At 47.4% G+C, this 23496-nt stretch carries 7 protein-coding genes; 2 read left to right on the top strand and 5 right to left on the bottom strand.

The window, feature by feature from the left end; translation table 11 throughout:
• Nucleotides 1-164 precede the first annotated feature (164 nt).
• Complete coding sequence (locus tag ACLD4F_RS15485) at nt 165-833, bottom strand: glutathione S-transferase family protein (protein WP_000958575.1); 669 nt, start codon at nt 831-833, stop codon at nt 165-167.
• 292 nt (nt 834-1125) lie between these two features.
• Nucleotides 1126-1584: a redox-sensitive transcriptional activator SoxR gene (soxR, locus tag ACLD4F_RS15480; RefSeq protein WP_000412686.1), complete on the bottom strand. Its 459-nt coding sequence runs from the start codon at nt 1582-1584 to the stop codon at nt 1126-1128.
• Between the two features lie 86 nt (nt 1585-1670).
• Here soxR and soxS point away from each other — a divergent pair, with 86 nt between their 5' ends.
• Nucleotides 1671-1994: a superoxide response transcriptional regulator SoxS gene (gene soxS, locus ACLD4F_RS15475; protein WP_000019483.1), complete on the top strand. Its 324-nt coding sequence runs from the start codon at nt 1671-1673 to the stop codon at nt 1992-1994.
• Here the strand turns inward: soxS and ACLD4F_RS15470 are convergent.
• Nucleotides 1982-3583, bottom strand: a complete 1602-nt coding sequence (locus ACLD4F_RS15470; RefSeq protein WP_076727795.1) for an EAL domain-containing protein — start codon at nt 3581-3583, stop codon at nt 1982-1984. The two genes, soxS and ACLD4F_RS15470, sit on opposite strands and share 13 nt — an antisense overlap.
• A gap of 563 nt (nt 3584-4146) precedes the next feature.
• Between ACLD4F_RS15470 and ACLD4F_RS15465 the strand changes: the two genes are divergently transcribed.
• The gene (locus ACLD4F_RS15465; RefSeq protein WP_000719058.1) at nt 4147-4428 is read left to right on the top strand and encodes a YjcB family protein; all 282 of its coding nucleotides are present in this window, start codon (nt 4147-4149) and stop codon (nt 4426-4428) included.
• A gap of 277 nt (nt 4429-4705) precedes the next feature.
• On the opposite strand, the gene siiF is transcribed toward ACLD4F_RS15465, so the two are convergent.
• Complete coding sequence (gene siiF, locus ACLD4F_RS15460) at nt 4706-6772, bottom strand: SPI-4 type I secretion system protein SiiF (protein WP_000358577.1); 2067 nt, start codon at nt 6770-6772, stop codon at nt 4706-4708.
• Between the two features lie 39 nt (nt 6773-6811).
• The gene (siiE, locus tag ACLD4F_RS15455) at nt 6812-23491 is read right to left on the bottom strand and encodes a non-fimbrial adhesin SiiE (RefSeq protein WP_411010915.1); all 16680 of its coding nucleotides are present in this window, start codon (nt 23489-23491) and stop codon (nt 6812-6814) included.
• Nucleotides 23492-23496: the final 5 nt, after the last annotated feature.

Here is a 23496-nt window from a genome sequence, read left to right as displayed (position 1 = left end):
AACGCTTTTTCAACTGAACTTTGCCGCTTTTTATGCTTTTCTGCTTAGTATGCTCAATAAATCGCCAGACGATGCGCAAACGTTATCGTCCCTGCGCAATCCAGCAACAATTTTTCGCATCGCTGTTAGCAAATACGTTGCGCAATCTGCTCACAAAAACGCCATTATCCGCCGGGAATGGTAAACGGACCGCCCTGCTGAATCGCTCGCTGCCAGGCTGGACGCATTTCTACCCGCGCTTTCCATGCGTTGATATGGTCGAGATGAGCGATCCCGCCTCGGGCAAGCAGCGCAAATAGCGGGAAGCTCATCTGGATATCCGCCATACTTAACTGCTCTCCGGCAAACCAGGGGTGATTTGCCAGATGCCCGTCAATAAAGCGCGCATGGGTTTCCAGTTGCGGATTAAGGTACGCTTTTTGCGCGCCCTTACCGATAACGCCGCCCAACGTTCGCAGGCCCAATGGTACCGGCGGTTTACCCAGAGAGGTAAAGAGCAATCTCATCAATAGCAAGGGCATGAGCGAACCTTCAGCGTAATGTAGCCAGAATCGATAGTGTTGTTTCCCCTGCGCATCCGCAGGTTTAAAGCGTCCGATACTGTCGTAAGTGTCCTGCAAATATTCCAGGATGGCGCCCGATTCCGCAATAACCATACCGTGATCTTCGATAACCGGAGACTTGCCCAGCGGATGCACTTTTTTCAATGCCGGCGGCGCCAGCATGGTCTTTTCACGCTGGTAACGCACAATCTGGTAAGGCAACGCCAGCTCTTCCAGCGCCCAGAGGATGCGCTGCGAACGAGACTGATTTAAATGGTGCACCGTCAGCATGGCTGTCTCCTGTAGGGTATGCCAACTAACTATAGAAAATTATGGCAGTTGCCGTAAAAATTTCGGCTAAAAAATCAGCATTTCGCTGGCGAACAGGGCGTCGTCGCTTACACTTACAGTATCAACACAAACCGGAACCTCCACCACGTGCTCGATATGAGGGGTGTTGACGTCGGGGGAAACCCTCCTGTAATCAGCGGGATAGAGCGAAAGACAAAGACCGGAAACAAACTAAAGCGCCCTTAGCGGCGCTTTAGTTTTAGGTAAACTCAGCCCGATGGCCGAGTGCATGTTAATCATCTTCAAGCAGCCGGGCACCCGTCCCGTGTTCGCCGAGCCTGTCGCCTGGATTTCGCAGCGGACAGTCGCTACGCGATAAACAGCCGCAGCCGATACAACCGTCCAGCTCATCGCGCAACGCCACCAGCGTATGAATACGTCGGTCTAACTCTTCGCGCCACTGCGAGGAGAGCTGCTTCCACTCTTTCGCGCTTAACGTATGTCCTTCCGGCAAGATACCAAACGCGTCGCCGATAGTTGCCAGCGGGATGCCGATACGCTGGGCGATCTTGATAATCGCGACATAACGCAACACGTCACGCTTGTATCGCCGTTGGTTACCGCTATTACGGATACTGGTAATTAGCCCTTTGCTTTCATAGAAGTGCAGGGCGGACACAGCAACACCGCTACGTTTCGCAACTTCCCCCGGCGTCAGTAAGGCTTTTAAACGGGGAGATTTTTTTTCCATAAATCGCTTTACCTCAAGTTAACTTGAGGAATTATACTCGCCCGCAGACAAAACGACGAATCGAATACTGTTTAAGAGGCAACAATATGTCGCATCAGCAGATAATTCAGACCCTTATCGAATGGATTGATGAACATATCGACCAACCGCTAAACATTGATGTGGTGGCAAAAAAATCGGGCTACTCCAAGTGGTATTTGCAGCGGATGTTTCGTACGGTAACGCATCAAACATTAGGCGAGTATATTCGCCAGCGCCGTCTCCTGTTGGCGGCCGTTGAGCTACGAACGACCGAGCGCCCGATTTTTGATATCGCGATGGACCTGGGCTATGTATCGCAGCAAACCTTCTCGCGTGTATTCCGCCGCGAGTTCGATCGCACTCCCAGCGATTACCGTCACCGCCTGTAGGGCGTCTGCCCGCGTATCGTCAGAGGCGCGGGCGTTTGTTGTAGCCAGGAGATGAATTCCTGCGGTGGTAACGCCTTCGCAAAGTGCCATCCCTGACAATACTGAACGCCGCGTTTTAGCAACCAGCTAACCTGTTCAGCCGTTTCAACCCCCTCCGCAATGATTTTTAGCCGCAAACTTTGCGCCATTTCAATAATATGTTCCACAATCAAATGGCTGGCGCTATTAGTGGTTAGCGTGTCGACAAAAGATTTATCAATTTTTAAAAGGTCGACATTTAATGAGTACAGGTTATGCAAGTTCGAATAGCCGATACCAAAGTCATCAATTGCCACCTCGTATCCCGCCTGGCGAAACGCCTGAATAATCGGCGTCATTTTAGGCACATCAATAAATCCGCGCTCAGTCACTTCAACCTTTATCTGTTGCGCAAGCACTGAATGCTGACGCGTTTTTTCATGAATCATCACAATTAGCCGGGAAGAGAGAAAATCGGCGGCAGAGAGATTGATAGAGACATAAAGATGTGGGTGCGCGGCCAGAAAACCACCTAAATCATTAAATACCTCTTCGACGACATAATCGGTGATCTGCTCAATCATCCCCTCTTTTTCCGCTAGCGGAATAAATTCGCACGGGCTCATCACCGGACCGTGATAGCCCGGCCAACGCAATAGCGCTTCGGCACCTACACATGTCCCGTTTCGGATATCAATGATCGGCTGATAATGAAGGCAAAGCTGGTGCCTGGTAATGGCCCGTTGCAGCAATCGACGCGGTGAGTAATATGCCTGCCGGGATCGTGACCACATAAATAAGACGATAATGCTACAGATGATCCCTAACGGTAGCGTTAACGTAAGCTGATGAAAGAGGTTCTGGTAAAAGCGTTGCTTTGAGGTTGACACAATCGCGGCAACCGGTCGTTTTGCTGATTTAACCAGAGTATAGAAACGCTCACCCTGTTGGAACACAGGTTCACTCCGTCGTACCAAAGGTAATAGCTGATCAGCCTGCGCCTGTTCACTCAGGGAGAAAAAGGTGTTGGTCACCGTATCATACATTCCCCAGGCCAACGCCGGATCGTCTGACATCACCTCGCTATAAGATAAGGGATTGATAACCGCGACATAGTTTCCCCGCTGCATATATGTCATTTTATAACCGTTGAAAAAAGGCGTATCACGATAGTAATAAATAGCGATGTCAGGCTTTCGTTTATAGTCAGCGCGGGGAATAAAATAAGGACTTGTTGGCGTCATAACCGTAGAGCATAGAAAACGCTGGCCCTTAGCATAAATCAACTCATTAATGTACAAACGACCGCGGATAATATTCAGCATTCGCTGTTGATGGGCTGGCGTACAGGCTTGCCCCTGATATTGTTCAGCGGCATCGCGGGCTAAATCTGCTTGCAGGATAACCCGCTCCGTTTTATCTAATACCAACTGCGCAAATGAATGTAACTGATTTCTGGTTTCAGAGACTGCCCGGATATGAGCAAACCAGATCGCCAGCAATACAGGAAGTAATACCACAATGATCGTTCCGAGAAATCTCAACACCTTGCGTCGTGTGCTTTGACTCATTTTCAGCCTATTTCCCTGCATTATTTGTGACTATTGTTGGCAAAATAAGACATGAACCAAATGGAGGTTTACGGTGCATGAATTTATCAATATTAGCAACAGACTTTTACCGTTCAACATTTATCATTAATAACCACGCGCAATCTCTCTCGCATACCAGGCAGGACACTAAATATTTTTGATAATATCAGATTTATACTCAAGTAAACGATGGGGTATACATCTTTACTCCTTTCTTTTGATAAATAACTTGATATTTTTATCAGGTCTGAATTTCACGAAAAAAAAATAAAAGAGTAGTAATAATACATCTTTGCTTTCCGGCAGTTTCTCTACGGACGCACAGAGGTCACACAAAAAATAAGGTTATAAAACGCACAAAAAATACATTGCCGATCTGGCGAATAAGCCTGTTTTTGTGATATAGTTCACAAAAACAATGAAACAGAAACAATGTTTCATTCGATGTTGATGTGATGTCCGTTGATAGCCAGAATGTCCCACGTTTCCCGGGAACAACGCCGTGCTGTCCTGGACAAAGGTCTATTCAGAGGAAATGTTTCATGGCTGCCATAACCACTGGTGTCGTTCTTCTCCGCTGGCAACTGCTGAGCGCCGTGCTCATGTTTTTAGCCAGCACGCTCAATATCCGTTTCCGTAAATCAGATTATATTGGTCTGGCGGTGATCAGTAGCGGTCTGGGCGTGGTATCCGCCTGCTGGTTTGCCACCGGTTTACTCGGTATTACCATGATGGATCTCGCTGCGATCTGGCATAACATTGAAGCCGTAATGGTCGAAACGATGAGCCAGACCCCACCAGAATGGCCGATGGTGCTGACCTGATACGCCATCGCTGCCGCTGAAGTCGCCCACCGGTTATCTCAACGCGGAATCGCGCGCCAGGGGTAGCCTTGCGAACCATCACGTCCCTCGCATTGCCGTTGATGAGGGCCGCCAGGTGTGGTTATCCAAAAATGGCAAGTGGAATAGCCCTAACAGAATCGAGCTAAACTTATTGAAGACATTGCCGACTCGTTAAATGACAAAAAAGACCCGTTTGTGCAACGGGTCTTTTTTATTAAGCAGTACCACCTGATAACAGCGACAAGCGCTGCTTATTTTACATTAATAATTTATCCGGAGAACAATCACGGATTATTTTTCCACCTTTCATTACCAGAACCCGGTCAAAATACTTTATCAGATATCGACGATGCGTCACCATGATCAACGTTTTCCCATGAATAAACTCATCTAAGTTATCAAAAATTTGCTTCTCGGTATTCTCATCCAGATTTGATGTTGGTTCATCCCATAAAAAGACGCTGGCGTTACTGCTCAGACTACGTGCTAATAATAACTGCTGTTGCTGTCCGGATGACAGGTTTTTAGCCATAAAATTCACCGGAAACTTCAGCCCCATAGGATGCTGCAAGATAAAACCACAGTTCGCCAGATGAAGCGCCTTGAGTACCCGGCCCCTGTCATTTTGCGGTTTTAACGCGAAATTACTTTCAATGGTTCCGGTGAATAAAACATCATGTGTCGTCACCACGCTTAAATGCTGAGAAAAAAAGTTCTGCGATAAATGCCCTAAGTTATATCCATCATATAAGATGGCGCCGTCTGTTGGCGAAAGGTAGCCAGATAGCATTCCCAGTAATGAGCTTTTTCCTGCTCCGCATTCGCCTACCACCGCGACACGTTGCCCCGCAGGTATGTCTATAGACAGTCGGTTAATAATCATCGGAGATTGAGCATCATACTGATAACTCACGCCCCGGATAGAGATATCGCCATTGCACTTTGATATGGACTGTAATGCCGGTGTTTTTTCTGCCTGATCTTCATCAAAAAAAGAAAGCAGATCCTTACCGGTTTTTTCTGCTGATAAAATAGAGATTAATGTAGAAGAAAAATTCGAAATGATCCCGGAGATACGGCCAGAGACAATGACAGATGAAACAATTGCGCCAGTGGTAACATCACCCTTGATTACCATAAAAAAGGCTATTACCATAATAGTTATTTGGGTAATAGATGACATACTCCCCAATATAGATTGATAGATAAGATTTAATTTTCTTATCTTCAGGTTAAGATACGACTGTTCATTTGATGTGTTGACCCAATCAAAAAGTAAACCTTGATTATTTAAGGTATGGATCATTTTAATAGATAAGAAAACTTCTGAGATAAAAATATTCCTGTTCTTCTGTCCTTCTTTTTGTTTGTTCATTAACTCATTAGTATAATGGTGGTTAACGAGGGAAATAATAATAGAGACGATAAACATGGTAACAGGTACAATAACGACCAGACCTAAATTTACATATATAACAATGAGAAATATAATAAATATTGGAATATCGGCTATACGTTGAAAGATCGAGTTTAATAAAACGGGTTTAATTTTCTGAAACTCATTCCATAGCACAAATGCTGATGACATGGATCTGCCATTTTTCTTTTTACTATACAGGACCGCTTCAAGAAATGCGATATCAATATCGACGTCATCCTGCCTTGCTGTGATAGACTGATAAATATCTTTCGAAGTACGAAGAATAAACTCAAAAACAATAAATACAGCAACAATTATAGCCACGCCAAATAAAGATGAAACCGAAGCACTTGGAACAAGCTTATCATAGAATAGATTACTAAATACTGGGATAGTTAACGCAAAAATTGCCATAAAAAGAGATGAAAAGAAGTATTTAGTATAAAAAATCTTGTTCATCGATAAAGAGTTTTTTATGATATTTTTTACTCTTATACTATCAACAACTTTATTTAAAGGTAGTATACTAAATGCAGATAACTCTTTTAAATATTCATCTTCAATTTCAACATAACAGAGTTCACCGCGCGCGTTTACCAACTTTATTTTTTGCCCGCCGCTCACACACACCATCCACTTCATTTCTGGCGTTAATAGTAAAATCGGCATAGGCTCATTTAGTAAATCCTCACCATTATTAAATAATATATCCTGTAGAGAAAGCCCTAACGACAAAAAGAAATTCTTCATTTGTATAGAGTCGTCAGTGTTATTTCTGTCGTACTTTTTAAATCTTAAATTTATATCATCCTCTTTGATGTCAATTTTTATGTTGAATTTTTTAGACACTATAGATAATGCCGTTTCCGCACTTAAATAATAAGGTTCTAGTTTTTTATCCATAAGTAAACCCCCTCACCCAAAGGTGAGGGGCCTCCGTTATTATGCGTGTTCTTCTTGATTATCTACAGGTAACGTAACTTCATTAACGGCGAAAACATCAATAGCGCCGTTATTGTTGTGCCCTACAGAACTCGTTGAAGGGGAATCATTAATATCATCCTCGGTCTTTCCTCTTGCATTCATTGCGTTCACAATATCCGCCGAGGAGTGATCGACTGAGAATGTTTTCTCCTTAATCAGGAAATCATCGTCCTTATCAATGAATTTCACGTCCATAGTATATTCACCATCTTCCAAAGATAGCGGAACTTCGAATATTGCTTTCTGGTTAGTTATCGGCAGATTAAACTCTTCTCCTTCAAACATAACACTGACATTAACAATATTCTCAGGTACTGATATTTCAAAAGAAGGTGTCTGACTAATTGAACGATCTATTTCATCCCCAGAGTCAGCGTTTAACAATGTAATACTATAGGCTGTCTCCTTCACCACGCTTTCTTCCGCCACAGACGGCACTGTACGAAGATGCGTAGCGCTTTCGGCATTCACTGTTTCAGACTCCGGTGGAGTAACCGCTGTTGGCGTGGCGTCATCGTTCGCATCGTTATGCTGGCTATCCGCTGTTACCGTCACCGTTGAGTCAACCGTCACCGCTAGCGAAGCAGATTGCTGTGAATTCCCCGCGCGATCCACCACCGTCACGCTCAGCGTGTAGGTACCGTCACTCCAGGCGGCTGGCGGCGTGAAGGTCCAGCCATCCGCGCCTTGCGTCGCCTGATAGGTGTCTGTCACGCCGTTATGCGTCACGTTTACGGTCACCCCGGTCACATCAGCATCAATATGCTGCAGCGTGAACTTAGGCTGGGTGTGATTCGTCACGTTATCGCTGTCTGAAGCGCCATTGTCTTCACCTGCTGCCAGCGCAATCTCCGGCACCGTAAGCGTACTGTCGATCGTAACGGTAATGGGTAACGAGTTTTTCTGATTACCCGCGGCATCGCTTGCGATTACCGATATCGTATAGGAACCATCAGCTAACGGTGTACCTGGCGTAAAGAACCAAACGCCATCGGCATTTTTTTCAGCATTATATACGGTCCCATTGATATCGACCTGAACGACCACAACATCGCTTTCCAGATTCCCGATAATAAAGGTAGGTTGCTTATCTCGCGTAATATTATCGCCCACCGTACCACTGTCTGAGTCTGGAGATAATGAAATAACGGGAACCTCTTTCATGATATCGAGAGGGACATCATCACTCCGGTTACCAATCGCATCCACACTCGTAATGGTAAACTTCCCTTCCGATGGATACGGGATCGCCATACTCCATTTACCATTATCAGGAACGGTTAACGTATAAGTATTCCCATTACTATCGGTTATTATTAGCTGAGATTTGGCTTCCGCCGTCCCCTGCATAATAATTAGATCGTTGACAATATCTGAATAAGTTACGACCGGAGCGTTTGGCGGCGTTCGATCAATAAATATTTCATGTACCTCTTCCTTACGGTTGCCTGCGTTATCCTCAATACTCAAAGTGATATCGTATTTCCCTTCCGGAAGCTGATCGGTCGATAACTCCCACTTCCCATTAGCCGCAACGACAGCGGTTGCCAGCGTGACCCCTGCCACGATTAATGATACCGTAGCGCCAATTTCCCCCATACCTCTCATGGTAATAGTGGAGCTATTACTCCACCAGTCCGTTTTCGATGATGATTTATTGTCATCAAGCTCGCTGGTAAATACCTGGATATGCGTATCGACCCAAATGGAATACTTTTCCTGATTTACGTTACCAGCACGGTCCGTAGATTTAACAGTGATATCCAGCTGGCCTTCTGTGAAATAAAGCGGGTTCACCGGCATCTGCCAGTGACCTTTGTCATTAACCCAAACTTCCCCCACATTTAAGCCATTAATGATGATTTCTATTTTGCTATTGGGCTCGGCACTGCCACTAAACAATAAGTTACGTGTCGTGTCCGTTATATATATTTTGCCATCACTACCGGTCATCTCTGCTAACGTTTGTCCGCCGATAGAATCAATAGCGACAGGCGTCGTATTTAAGGTATCGATAGTAAAGTTTAGCGTTTTCGAGGTAGCCGTGTTGCCTGCTTTATCGGTGATAACATAATAAATGCTATGGGAACCATCGCCCAACGGTGACTCAGGTCGATAAACTTGATTTCTGTCGGTCACCGTGATCGTATCGACTAACACCCCATCAATGAAAATCTGAACACTCTGGTTCATTTCTCCATAAATACTAAACGCAGGCCGGGTTTGACTCGTTATACTATCATTACTGAAAATACCGTTATCAGAACCTGCCATCATAACAGGATTATCGATAAACGTACTGGTATCTATCGTGACGAGTAAGCGAGGCGATTCTGCTGTATTACCTGCCGGGTCTTCGGCAACCACTCGGATAGAATATTCACCATCTTTTAACGCATTATCAAACTGATAGGACCAGGTTCCATCTTCAAGCACAAGCACATTTGCCACGATCTTTTCATCCACATAAATATGGATTGTGGCTCCCGCTTCTGCGGTGCCAACTAACACAGGCTTGTTGTGACTAGTAATCAGATCGTCAAGTGAACCAGAGTTGCTCGCATCTTCAAGGTTGAGCGTTGGGAAGTCGGTTGATGAATCGACATCCACGCTATAATCCTTGCTCACTTCAGTGTTGCCAGCAACGTCAGTAATGCTGAAATGAATATTAAACGTACCATCATCTTGCAGCAGTATCGGCGCGCGCCATGTGCCATCAGCCTCAACCATAACAACGTTGACTAATTTACCATCGACAAAGATGCTGACCTGAGAACCTGCCTCCCCGACACCTGAGACTGACAACGCCCGGTTATTAGAGAGGGCCGGTAATGAATCTTCATCAATGTCAAAGACAGCAATTTGAGAATCGATTGTCACGGTTGTAATCGCAGACTCAACCCGGTTACCAGCAGTATCCGTAGCAACAAATTGCACCTGATACTCGCCGTCGGCGCTATTTGCCGGCATGGTATAGCTAATATTACCTGACGAACTCGCCTCTACTGTGCCTTGTAACACACCATTAATATAAACCTGTACCGTCGCGCCGGGATCGGTCATGGCAACCAGTACCGGAGACTTATTATTGGTAATCAGATCATATTTATCACCGCTATTAGTATCCCGACTTAATGAAATATCGCTGATTTCAATCTGCGTATCATGTTCTATCAGAATCTCTTTTTGTTGGCTGTTGCCCGCTTTATCTTCCGATACCACGACAAAGGCATTACTACCTTCACGCAGATCTAATTCTGCGCTCCATCGACCATCATTGCCTACCACCAGGGTAGCAATAACCACCCCCTGCGGATTCCTGATGGTTAAAGTACTTCCGGCTTCAGCAGTACCATCGATGGTGACATGAGATTTATTGGTGATCCAGTCGCCAACTTTGCCACTGTCATCAGCTTCGCGTAATACCACGGTTAACGGCGAAATTACCGTATCCAGTATCACATTCTGCGGACCAAACTCTCTGATATTGCCGGCAACATCTTCAACTTTAAACGTTAATACATAATTACCGTCATTACCCAAAGCGGGTAATACTACGCCCCAGTGTCCTGCGCCTGTCGTATAAGCAATCGCTTTTTCAACGCCATTCACAAAGATAGTGATTTTGCTGTTTGGCTCACTGGTGCCGCCAATCTCCGGCGTCACCGTGTTGATATATCCGCCCTCATGCATTCCAGATATATTCCATACCAGTTCAGCAACCTCGGTATCGATAGTGAGATCAACGGCGGTAGAACGCAGTTCGCTATTATCGCGAGGGTTGACGATACCCACCTGGACGACATAATGGCCATCTTTCATTTCCGATAACTGGAAAGTATATCGACCCGCTGTATCCGCTGTCGCCTCGCCGACCTTCACGCCATCCACATAAATACTCACAATCGTATTAGGTAACGTGCTCCCAATCAGGGTCGGCGTTTTATTATTCGTCGTAAAGTCTCCTAAGGCACCACTATCGCTCTCCTCGCTGAGCTTTATGGTTGGAGGCGTGACATCAATAACAGGTATTACTACAGGAAAGTCGACCTGCGACGATTCATTACCCGCTTTATCTTTGGCAACAATGCTCACAACATAGGAGCCTGGCGCTAATACTGATGGCGGCGTCCAACTCCATTCGCCATTCGCATTGGCGTTTGCGGAGCCGACCACTTTCCCATCCCACTGAATCATAATCGTCGAGAACGCTTCGGCAAACCCTTTGAACTCAGGACGCAGGCTGGTTGCTTCATGCTGATCATCAATAGATGGATCCGAAAGGCGAATGGTGGGATCGATCGTAACCGTATCGATAGTGAATCTTTCCTGCGTTTGCGCAGTATTTCCCGCGACATCTGTTGCGACGACGTTGATGGTATACATGCCATCCGGCAGTATATTCGGCGTCACACTCCAGTTGCCATCAGCGCCAACCGTAATAGTTTGTTTTAAAACCTCCCGACCTGACTTATCGTCAACAATGGTAATCACCAGTTTCGCATTGGGCTCTGCAGTACCTTCGAATTTGGGATTTTGCTTATTCGTAAGGTTATCGCTATTGGAATTTCCGGTATCAGACGCTGGCTCCATTCTGACACTGACGCTTGTCGTGGTATCAATGGTAAAGGGCAGCTTAGTTTCAGAAGTATTTCCGGCAATATCTCTGAAGACAACAACGGCTTCATATACGCCATCGTTTAACGCAACGGGAACCTGAAATTCCCAGAGGTTATTGCCATTTGCCGTAACCGGATAAGAAACGCCGTTAATTCTGATTACAACAGTATCAATATCGGCGGGTACATTGCCAATAACGAAACGTGGTTTAGTGACACTCGTAATATTATCAACAGCGCTTTCGCCAGTATCATCCGCATCCAGCAAATCAATACTGGGATCAGAAACAATAGTGTCTATTGTGAATGATACCTCTTTGCTAATTTTATTACCTGCGATATCTTCAGCCACTATTTCTATTTTGTAAGTTCCATCCACTAACGGTGTATCAGGGGTAAACAGCCATTTATTACCTGCCCCCTGAGTCAGTGTGCTGGATTTCCCGTTTAAAATTACCGTCACGCTCTGCAGCGGTTCTCTGGCTGAAATTTCAAAACGTGGAGAGGTAATATTCGTAATACCATCCGTAGAATCCTTTCCGGCGTCGTCCAGCATCACGACGCTCAGGCCGTCAATCTGCGTATCCACGGTGAAGCCCAGCGTGGAATTTGCCGTATTCCCTGCCCGATCCGTCGCCTGGACATGGAGAGTATAATGACCATCAGGCAATGCGCTACCTGCAGTAAATTCCCACTGCCCGGCCGCATTTTTACTGATGGGCGTCCAGTTTACGCCATCGAAAGAAACCAGCACCGATGTCACATCATCAGGCGTTGCAATTTCAAAAGAGGGACGGGTAGCATTGGTGACATTATCGTGATCGTTGACGCCGCTATCTGTTGTTAACGTAACACTGTCAATCTGAACCTGCGTGTCGATTTCAATCTGCAGTTCGGCCGATGTTTTGGTATTACCAGCAATATCCGTTACGGTAACAGAGATCGTATGCTGACCGTCAGACAGCGGTTGATCCGGCGTAAAGGTTAAATTCCCCCCTGTGTTTTCAATGGTGTAATCCCGACCATCAATATGAACCACAATGTGTGATACATCATTATCGACATTACCGATAATAAACACCGGTTTGTTAATCCTGGTAAGATTATCATTAGTATCATCACCAGTATCATGGGTGGGATCGAGTACAATTGTCGGCTCTCGCAGAGTCGTATCAATCGTAAACTGCAGCGTTTCTTGCGCAACGTTGCCGGCGATATCAGTCACATCAACCAAGAGAGTGTGTTGCCCATCAGGTAATGCCGAACCGACATTAAATATCCAGCGGCCATCCCCTCCTTTTGTGAGTTCAATCCAATTAGCGGCGTTATCGATTTTAACGCGCACATGGGTAATATCATCAGCGGTAACAATACTAAACTGCGGCTTGTCGACTTTGGTAATGTTATCTACATCGCTATCGCCGCTATCTGTAACCAACGTGACGCTTTCAATTTCAGCCGTCGTATCTATCACAACAGGTAATGGTTTCGATGTCGCGGTATTTCCGGCCTTATCTTCAACCGTAACGGTAATATTATAAGAACCATCCGGAATGGCATTGCCTGGCGTAAATTGCCAACCAGCCCCAACCTTAGTCGCGTTATAATCATGACCATCAATCGTCACCACGACTTTGATAACATCGGGGTCAACATTACCAATCGTAAAGGTGGGTCGTGAAATATTAGTGATATTATCGGCTGTATTCGCTCCGGTATCTTGTCCTGCGTCTAAAGCAATAGTCGGAACCTGTATATTAGTATCGATATTAAATACTAAATCTTTATTCGCAATATTACCTGCCTCATCCGTGGCCTCTACGCGAAGGGTATATGTGCCGTCAACCAGAGTATTCGGGCTGTCAAAAATCCACTGTCCGTCGGCATTTTTGCGTATCACATTCCAGTTAGCGCCACCATCCAGGGTTACGCGTACCTGGACGACATCACCGGGAACGTCAATTCTGAATGACGGTTTGGCAACATTCGTTAATTGATCATTCTGCACGCCAGTATCATTAAGCAATACGATATTGTTAATGGTTGTCGTGGTGTCAATACGCACCTCAAACGGCGCAGATTCTTTTACATTCCCCGCCAGATCTTCCACCACAACGGCTAACTGATATGAGCCATCAGCCCAGCTCGCAGAAGGCGTAAAGCGCCATTGACCATTGGTGAATACCGCCGCTTCCTCGTGCGTTTTACCGTTGTAAGTTACTTTGACCATCACGCGCGTAACGTCAGAATCAACCTGGCGTATGTCGAACACAGGCCGATCGTGATTGGTGAGGCGATCGCCAACAGTACCGCTATCTTCGCCAGCTGCCAGTTCAATCACCGGCGTAGTCAACGTACCGTCTATCGTCACCTTTAAAGGCGCGGATGTTTGCTGGTTGCCTGCCACATCTGTTACCGTCACGGTGAATGTGTAGCTACCGTCCGCCAAAGCAGAATCTGGTCGATAGCGCCAGCCGTCGGCTGATTCGGTGAGTACCACCGTTTTAAACGTACCGTTATGCTCAATACTCAATTCCACGTGTCGAACATCTTTATCGATACTCCCCAACACAAATACCGGCTGAGTGACGCTGGTCAGATTATCGTTCTTATTCTGTCCGGTATCCTGATCGGGCGCTAGCTCAATGGTTGGCGTCAACAACGTGATGTCGATAGTGAAATCGAGCGTCCCCGTCATCTTATTACCCGCACCGTCAGTCACTTCCACGATCAGGGTATGCTGTCCCTCTGGCATATCCGTCGGCCAGGTGTAATCCCAAATGCCAGCCGTCGAACTCTTGATTGCAGTAACCCAGGTCGTGCCGCCGTCAATACTCAGAAGAACCTTTTCCACATCATCCGGTACCGAGATCTGGAACTGCGGACGCACATGTTTTGTGACATTATCGCCAGGGACGCCGCTATCGTTGACTAATTCAATATGATCAATGGCTATTTGCGTATCCACTGTCACCGTCAGCGGCGTAGACGGACGCGTATTTCCCGCCCGATCCTCCACTGTCACCGTCAGCGTATAATCACCGTCGCCCCACGGTGCTGGCGGTGTAAAGCTCCATCCTCCAGCCCCCTGTGTCGCAGTAAACGAGGTTGTCGTTCCATTATGCGTGACGCTGACTGTAACGTTGATAACATCCGAATCGATATTCTGCAGAATAAAGGTCGGTCGGGTGCGATTGGTCATATCATCGCCAGGCGTACCGGTATCATCCGTGCTATCCAGCGCAATAGTCGGCGTCGACAACCGGGTGTCGATGAAAAATTCAAGCGTTTGCGTCGCCGTATTGCCCGCTCTGTCGGTGACCATGACGGTTAGGGTGTGTTTTCCATCGCCCATATCCGTTGGCCAGGTATAGCCCCAGACGCCTTCAATACCCTGCGCCGCGCTCACCCAGTTTGCGCCCCCATCAATGCTCAGTTGCACAGAATTCACATCCGCCGGCACCGTGATCTCAAACTGCGGACGGGTGCTGTTAGTTAGATTGTCATCAGGCACGCCATGATCATTGACCAATGTAATATCAGTAATGCTGGTTTGCGTATCTACCGTCACTATCAGCGGCGTGGACTGACGAACGTTTCCTGCGTTATCCGTTACCTCTACCGTCAGTGTATAGCTACCGTCCGCCCAGTCAGCATCTGGCGTAAAGCGCCACTGTCCTCCAACCTGGGTTAGTGTCACTTCCTGGCTATTGCCGCCCTGTGTGATCCGCAAAATGACCGATTGCGCATCGGCGTCAATATTGCCAATGGTAAAGCCCGGCCTTTTGGCGCTCGTAATATGATCGCCAATGGCACCTGTATCGTCCCTGCTATCCATAGTGATGGTAGGCGTTGACAGCCGGGTATCAATGGTAAAATCGAGCGTCTGCGTCGTCTTATTTCCCGCCTTATCGGTCGCTTCTACCGTCAGGGTATGTAGCCCGTCGGTCACATCTTTCGGCCAGGTGTAATCCCAGATCCCTGCCGTGCCCTGTGTTGCACGAACCCACGTATTACCGCCGTCGATACTCAGACGTACCTCGTTGACATCCCCTGGCACCGTGACGCGGAAGTGTGGACGAACGTCATTGGTCAGGTTGTCGCCGGGAATACCGTTATCATTAACCAGTTCAATAACATCAATGGTGATTTGGGTATCAACCGTGACCGTCAGCGGCGCTGAGTATTTTACGTTCCCTGCATCATCCTCCACCCTCACCGTCAGCGTATAGTCGCCATCTGCCCATGTGCCGGTCGGTGTCACGCTCCAGATGCCGGTCGCGCCTTTGGTGGCCGTCAGCACTTCTTTCGTGCCGCCATACTGCACCTCAACCGTGACATACCGCGCGTCTGCGTCAATATTGCCCAGTATAAACGTCGGCTTATTCGCGTTGGTCAGGTTATCGCCTTTTGTTCCGCTGTCGTCCGTGCTGTCCAGCACGATAGTCGGTTCTGACAGCATGGTATCGATGATGAAGTCCAGTTTCTGCGTCGTCTGGTTTCCCGCCTTGTCGGTCGCCTCCACTGTCAGGGTATGCTTCCCCTCTCCCACATCAGCCAGCCAGGTATAATCCCAGACGCCCGGCGTCGCGCTCTGGGTAGCGTTGAACCACGTCTTGCCGCCGTCAATGCTCAGGCGTACCTCGTTAACATCCGTCGGTACCTTCACCTGGAAGTGCGGACGCACGTTATTAGTCAGATTATCGTTGGGAATACCGCTGTCATTGACCAGTTCAATGTTATTAATGGCGATTTGCGTGTCCACCGTCACCGTCAACGATGCAGAATGGCTGGTGTTCCCCGCTTTATCTTCGACTGACACACTCAGGGTATAATCGCCCGCCCCCCATGATGTCGGCGGCGTAAAGGTCCATCCGCCTACACCTTTCGTGGCGTCAAATGTGGTGGTGACGCCGCCATGCTCCACGCTGACCGTAACGCGAACGGCATCATCATCAATATGTTGCAGGTTAAATGTCGGCTGGGTGCGATTGGTCATGTTATCGCCCTGGATGCCGGTGTCGTCCGCGCTATCCAGTACGATGACCGGCGTCGACAGCGTGGTATCAATAGTGAAGTGGAGTGTCTCCGTCACCGTATTACCCGCATTGTCAGTCGCTTTCACATTCAGCGTATAGTCGCCATCCGGCACGGTGCCCGGCCAGGTATAATTCCAGACGCCCGGCGTCGCGCTCTGTGTCGCCTTAACCCAGGTCACGCCACCGTCAATGCTCAGACTGACTTCGTTAACGTCCCCCGGTACCGTCACGCGGAACTGCGGATGGGCGTCGTTAGTCATATTGTCGCCGGGAATACCGTTATCATTAACCAGTTCAATAGCATCAATGGTGATTTGGGTATCAACAGTGACCGTCAGCGACGCTGAGTGTTTTTCGTTCCCCGCCTCATCTTCCACCCTCACTGTCAGCGTATAGTCGCCATCTGCCCATGTACCGGTCGGTGTCACGCTCCAGTTGCCGGTCGCGTCTTTGGTGGCCGTCAGCACCTCTTTCGTGCCGCCATGCTGCACCTCAACCGTGACATACCGCGCGTCTGCGTCAATATTGCCCAGTAAAAACGTCGGCTTATTTACGTTGGTCAGGTTATCGCCTTTTGTTCCGCTGTCGTCCGTGTTGTCCAGCACAATAGTCGGTTCTGACAGCATGGTATCGATGATGAAGTCCAGTTGCTGCGTCGTTTTGTTTCCCGCCTTGTCGGTCGCCTCCACTGTCAGGGTATGCTTCCCCTCTCCCACATCAGCCAGCCAGGTATAATCCCAGACGCCCGGCGTCGCGCTCTGGGTAGCGTTGAACCACGTCTTGCCGCCGTCAATGCTCAGGCGCACCACGTTGACATCCGTCGGTACCGTCACCTGGAAGTGCGGACGCACGTTATTAGTCAGATTATCGTTGGGAATACCGCTGTCATTGACCAGTTCAATATGGTCAATGGCGATTTGCGTATCGATGGTGACCGTCAACGGCGCTGAGTGGCGAATATTACCCGCCTCATCTTTCACCGTTACCGTCAGCGTATAGTCGCCATCAGTCCACGCGCTGCCGGGTACAAAACGCCACTGCCCGTTAGTCTGCGTCAGCTCCACCTCCTCGCTGTGACCATCGCGCATCACCTGCACGACGACCTGAGTCACGTCAGAATCAATACCGCCGATAATAAAACCCGGTGTTTTAACGTTAGTCTTATTATCGTTGGCGGTGCCGCTATCATCTGCGCTATCCAGCGTGATGGTCGGTGTCGACAATGTGGTATCAATGATAAAATTGAGCGTTTCCGTCGCCGTGTTGCCTGCAACATCGGTTGCTTTCACTGTCAGGGTATACGTATTTTCGACCAGATCTGTCGGCCATATATACTCCCAAACGCCGTCGGACGTCAGCGTTGCGTTAACCCAGTTGATGCCGCCATCAAGACTCAGTTGCACAGAGTTCACGTCCGTCGGTACCGTAATATGAAACTGTGGACGTGCTTCATTGGTCAGGTTATCCCCGACAATACCCGTGTCATTAAGAAGTTCAATGCGATCAATAGACGTTTGCGTATCGATAGTCACCGTCAGCGGCGCAGAATAATTTGTATTACCCGCCTTATCTTCTACCTTTACCGTCAGCGTATAGTCGCCATCGGTCCAGGCTGCGCCCGGCGTAAAGCGCCACACACCGCCGTTCTTAATCAACTCTATCTGTTGGTTCTTACCATCATGCGCCACCGTCACCACCACTTTGGTCACGTCGGCGTCGATATTACCGAGGGTAAAGCCTGGCATCTTAACGTTGGTGATGTTATCGCCAGCGGCGCTGTCATCCGCACTGTCCAGGGTAATCGTCGGTTCTGACAGCATGGTATCGATGATGAAGTCCAGTTTCTGCGTCGTTTTGTTTCCCGCCTTGTCGGACGCTTCCACCATCAGGGTGTGAGGGCCGTTAGCCACATTCGTCAGCCAGGTATAATCCCAGACGCCCGACGTCGCGCTCTGCGTGGCGTCAAACCACGTTTTGCCGCCATCAATGCTCAGTCTTACACCGTTAACATCCGCCGGTACTGTCACCTGAAAGTGCGGGCGCGCTTCATTGGTCAGATTATCGCCGGGGATACCGCTGTCGTTAACCAGTTCAATACGGTCAATGGCGATATGCGTGTCCACTGTCACCGTCAACGGCGCGGACTGCTTCACATTTCCGGCCCTATCTTCTACCTTCACCGTCAGGATATAGTCGCCGTCCGCCCAGTCGCTGGTCGGCGCAAAGCGCCACTGTCCGCCGGTCTGAACCAGTGGCACCTCCTGTTTAATGCCATTGTGCATTACCTCCACTATCACCCTGCTGACATCGGTATCAATATTGTTGAGGGTAAAGCCCGGCGTTTTAACATTGGTGATATTATCGCCCGCGATGCCGCTGTCATCTGCGCTGTCCAGCGAGAGGGTCGGCACAGACAGAGTGGTATCGATGGTGAAATCGAGCGTCTGTGTTGTCTTATTTCCCGCCTCATCGGTCGCTTCTACCGTCAGGGTATAGCCTCCGTCGGCCACATCATCCGGCCAGATATAATCCCAGACGCCCGGCGTCGCGTTCTGGGTAGCGTTGAACCACGTCTTGCCGCCGTCAATGCTCAGGCGCACCACGTTGACATCCGTCGGTACCGTCACCTGGAAGTGCGGACGCACGTTATTAGTCAGATTATCGTTGGGAATACCGCTGTCATTGACCAGTTCAATGTTATTAATGGCGATTTGCGTGTCCACCGTCACCGTCAGCGATGCAGAATGGCTGGTGTTCCCCGCTTTATCTTCGACTGACACACTCAGGGTATAATCACCATCCGCCCACGCCCCTGTCGGCGTAAAGCTCCATCCGCCTGTGCCTTTCGTGGCGTCAAATGTGGTGGTGACGCCGCCATGCTCCACGCTGACCGTAACGCGAACGGCATCATCATCAATATGCTGCAGGGCAAATGTCGGCTGGGTGCTATTCGTCATGTTATCGCCCTGGACACCGGTATCGTCCGCGCTATTCAGTACGATGACCGGCACTGACAGCGTGGTATCCACCGCGAAATCGATGGTCTTCGTCACTGTATTGCCTGCTTTATCAGTCGCTTCCACCGTTAGCGTGTATTGACCATCTGCCAGGTCTGTCGGCCAGATATACTCCCAGCTTCCTGCCACGCCCGGAGTTGCCTGAACCCACGAATTACCACCGTCAATGCTCAGACGGACTTCATTGACATCCGTCGGTACCGTCACACGAAAGTGGGGACGGTCGTCGTTGGTCATATTATCGCCTTTCACACCGCTATCGTTGACCAGTTCCACCCCATCAATGGCGATTTGGGTATCGATAACGACCGTCAGCGGCGCTGAGTAGTTGGTATTTCCTGCCTTATCTTCTACTTTCACCGTTAACGTGTAGCTGCCATCCGCCCACGTATTCCCTGGTGTAAATAACCAACTACCATTGAGGTGGGAAAGTTCGATCTCTTCACTCACGCCATTGTGCATCACCTGTACGACGACCCGATGCGCATCGGCATCAACACCGGAAATAGCAAAACCTGGCTTATTGATGTTGGTCAGGTTATCGCCTGTAACCCCCGTATCATCCTTAGAAAGCAGGGAAATCACCGGCGTTGATACTGTGGTATCGATAGTAAAATCGAATACCGCGCTGTTCGCTTTATTACCCGCAATGTCCTCAACCTTGACATAAACCTGATGCAAGCCTTCCGTTAAATCTGAAGTAAAGGTATAGGCCCATGAACCATCAGGTTGTTGCGTGGCAACACCGATCTGCGTATCAGACGCGGCATCCCATACCTGAACACTGATAATGTCCGGATCAATATCTTTTAGGTGCAAGGTAGGTTTAACGATATTCGTTAAATTATCATCTGAAATTCCCGAATCTGAATCCGGGCTCAATGAAACTATCGGTATTGAAATAGCAGTATCGACGCTAATTAAGAAAGGATCCGAATGGGCAATGTTGCCAGCGATATCTTCAACTGAAGCAGTTATTCTATGATCGCCATCAACCAAACCTTGATCGGCTTTCAGAGTATACTCCCATCTGCCATCTTTATTTGTTCTGACCTCAGCGATCAGTGCACCATCAATATAGAGTTTAACCGTTGAATAGGGTGCAGCAGTTCCTGTCAGTGCAGGATTCTTTTCATTAATAATATGGTCTGTATTATCAACCCCCGTATCGTTGACCAACTCTATTGTTGGTTTTTGCGTTTGCGTTACGATTTGGAAATTATACGCTGATGAGGAGGCAGTATTACCGGCAATATCTTCTACCTTTACCGTTACGTCATGCGAGCCATCGGATAACGCTGTGGTAAATTGAAAATTCCATACACCATCATCGCCAGCAATAGCCTCGCCACTTAACACACCGTCGACATAGATGGAAACCTTAGCATTAGCTTCAGCCATCCCGGTAAACAACGGCGTATTAATTTTAGTAATCATATCGCCTTTAACGCCAGAATCAGCGCTATCATGCAACATAACAGTAGGGATCGGCGTAAAGCTATCAATGGTAAGCTGATAATCTACAGATGACGTTCTTCCTAAAGGATCGATGGATTCAACCGTAATCTTATAAACATTGTCAGACAGATTTCGGGAAATATCAAAATTCCAGTTACCGTCTGCATCCGCAGTCGTCACGCCTATCGTTTTACCATCGATAAGGATATTTACGGTAGCAAACCTATCCGCTGTTCCCAGTAATGTCAGAGCATTATGTTTATTGGTAATCCAGTCGCCTTTTGCACCGGAATCATCACTGGCATCGAGTTCCGCTTTTGGAGGTACAACTTCAGTTTGAATAGTAAAAGAATATTTAACAGTAGAGGATTTATTACCGGCGGCATCCTGAGAAATGATTTCAATATCATAGGCGCCCTGAAGAAATTTATTACTAAACTGATAATTCCAGGTCCCGTTTGAGTCAACCTCAATGCTGTCATATAATTTACCATCTCGCATCAATAAGATGGTAGACTTTGGCTCTGCCGTACCGACTAAAGCCGGTAAATCATTCCCTGATAAAATTATACCATTCGGTAAAACAACAAAATCCTCCAAAGAAACCGTCGGAGGTACAGGGGCAACAGTATCGATAACGTAACTAAAGGAAAAATCCTTTTTGTTGCCAGCGACATCTTCAACAGTGAACGTAAGATTGTTAATCCCTTCCACTGAGTCGGAAGTGAAATTGAACGTCCATTCGCCCTTGTCATTCGCTTTAAAAATAACCTCTTCGCCAGTCTCACTATTTATGACACTGATAATAGCATTTGGCTCAGTTTTACCTGTAAAGGTTGGGCGAGTATTGTTAGTAACGTTATCTCCGACAATACCGCTATCATTCGTCGTTTCAATCTCAGCGCTGAAATAGCTGATACGTGTATCAATAGTAAAAGGCAGATTTGCCGTCGCTGAGGTATGCCCGGCAATATCAGTAGCTGTTGCTGTTATATTGTATTCGCCATCCTTGAGCGGCGTAGTAAGCGTATAGCTCCATGTCCCATCTTTAGCAACAATGACCTCACCAAGATGTTTAAGTCCAAGATAAATAGAGACTGTAGAACCGGGTTCCGCCACACCAATAAATGTTGGCAGGGTGCTATTTGTAATGCTGTCATTTTTAATGCCGGAATCACTACTATCATCCAGCTCAATCGTCGGCTTTTCCGGAGCAATGGTGTCGGTTATGATACTATCCGTCGTTTCGTTTTTATTACCTGCTTTATCTACGGCAACGACTTTTATACTATTTTCGCCCTCAGATAATTCATTATCTTTAAATTCATAACTCCAGTTTCCATCTTTATCGACATCAACGCTGGCAACCAGTTTATTATCTACATAAATGTCAACCTTGGCATTCTCTTCCGCCGTACCAACAATTGAAGGCGTCAAGGTCGGCGTTAAGCCCTTATGACCAGACACACTACTTTCAGGCGAAAGTTCAAATGTTGGCTTATCGGTAACGGAATCGATAGTAATGACAAGTTTGGTGCTACCGCTCCCATCAGCAGTCTTGGCCTCTGCCTCCAGATTGTATGTTCCATCAGTCAATGTTTCAGGCGCTGTGAAGGTGAAGTTACCCAAACTATCCGCTACAGCCTGACCGACAGCAATACCATTAATTTTAATAATGACCGTGGCATTGGGAGCAGTGCTACCTACAAACTGAGGTTTGGTAAAATTAGTTATACTATCATCTTTGCTACCGCTGTTACTCTCGGCCGCAAGCGCTAATGTGACTTTAAGCGGCTCTTTAACAGACTCGGCATCGAGCTTATTTTCCTCATTTTTACTGCTATTACTTTTGCCAGTGCTGGTATTTTTATTAATAGGTTGAGGAAGAACTTTTTCAGCATCGTTCTGTTTAGAAGCCTGCGTTGCTTTAGCCTGTGTATTTTGCTGGGAAGCATCGCTTTGCTGAGCCAGATTATCTTTTGCTACATTGTCAGCCAAAAAATTCTGCAGCATTTCTTCAATTTGCTTTGACGAGTTCTGTACTTCAAACGCTTCATTGAGCGCTTTTTCTGCAGCCTCCTTAGCTTTCTCAGCTTCTTCCTTCGCCTTATCAGCTTCTTTCTTTGCGTTTTCAGCATCGTCAAGCTGCTTTTTTAATTCCTCTTCTTCCTTCTTATTTCGTCGTTTGCCATTACCTTTCTTTTCTACCTGAGCAGAATCAACCAATGAGCTGTCAATTCTCTCTAGTTGAATATCTTTTAAATCTACGCTGCCCAGAATTTTAGCGCCGGTAATAGTCTTATCTTTAAATTTAACAGCGAGGTTATTGCCTTTGATACTTGAATAAAGAGCGCCATTGACAATGATCACTGACCCATGCGGCGTGGTAATGTTCATGTCTGGCCCGGAAAGAGAAACTTTTGCACCTTTGGCATTACCCAAAGAAGATAAATCAATTACAGAATTTTGATCGGCAAAAAACTTTTGTATGCTTTTATTTCCCATAATAT

The organism is Salmonella sp. 741265050_HSA (assembly GCF_046569445.1).
Classification (GTDB): domain Bacteria; phylum Pseudomonadota; class Gammaproteobacteria; order Enterobacterales; family Enterobacteriaceae; genus Salmonella; species Salmonella enterica.
Note: the sequence above shows the minus strand (reverse complement) of the source record. Positions and strands in the feature narration are given on the sequence as shown.

What these genes read in the sequence shown, in the direction of transcription:
- ACLD4F_RS15470 (WP_076727795.1), bottom strand. Translation starts at nt 3,583, where the DNA reads ATGAGTCAAAGCACACGACGCAAGGTGTTGAGATTTCTCGGAACGATC.
- ACLD4F_RS15485 (WP_000958575.1), bottom strand. Translation starts at nt 833, where the DNA reads ATGCTGACGGTGCACCATTTAAATCAGTCTCGTTCGCAGCGCATCCTC.
- soxS (WP_000019483.1), top strand. Translation starts at nt 1,671, where the DNA reads ATGTCGCATCAGCAGATAATTCAGACCCTTATCGAATGGATTGATGAA.
- siiE (WP_411010915.1), bottom strand. Translation starts at nt 23,491, where the DNA reads ATGGGAAATAAAAGCATACAAAAGTTTTTTGCCGATCAAAATTCTGTA.
- siiF (WP_000358577.1), bottom strand. Translation starts at nt 6,772, where the DNA reads ATGGATAAAAAACTAGAACCTTATTATTTAAGTGCGGAAACGGCATTA.
- ACLD4F_RS15465 (WP_000719058.1), top strand. Translation starts at nt 4,147, where the DNA reads ATGGCTGCCATAACCACTGGTGTCGTTCTTCTCCGCTGGCAACTGCTG.
- soxR (WP_000412686.1), bottom strand. Translation starts at nt 1,584, where the DNA reads ATGGAAAAAAAATCTCCCCGTTTAAAAGCCTTACTGACGCCGGGGGAA.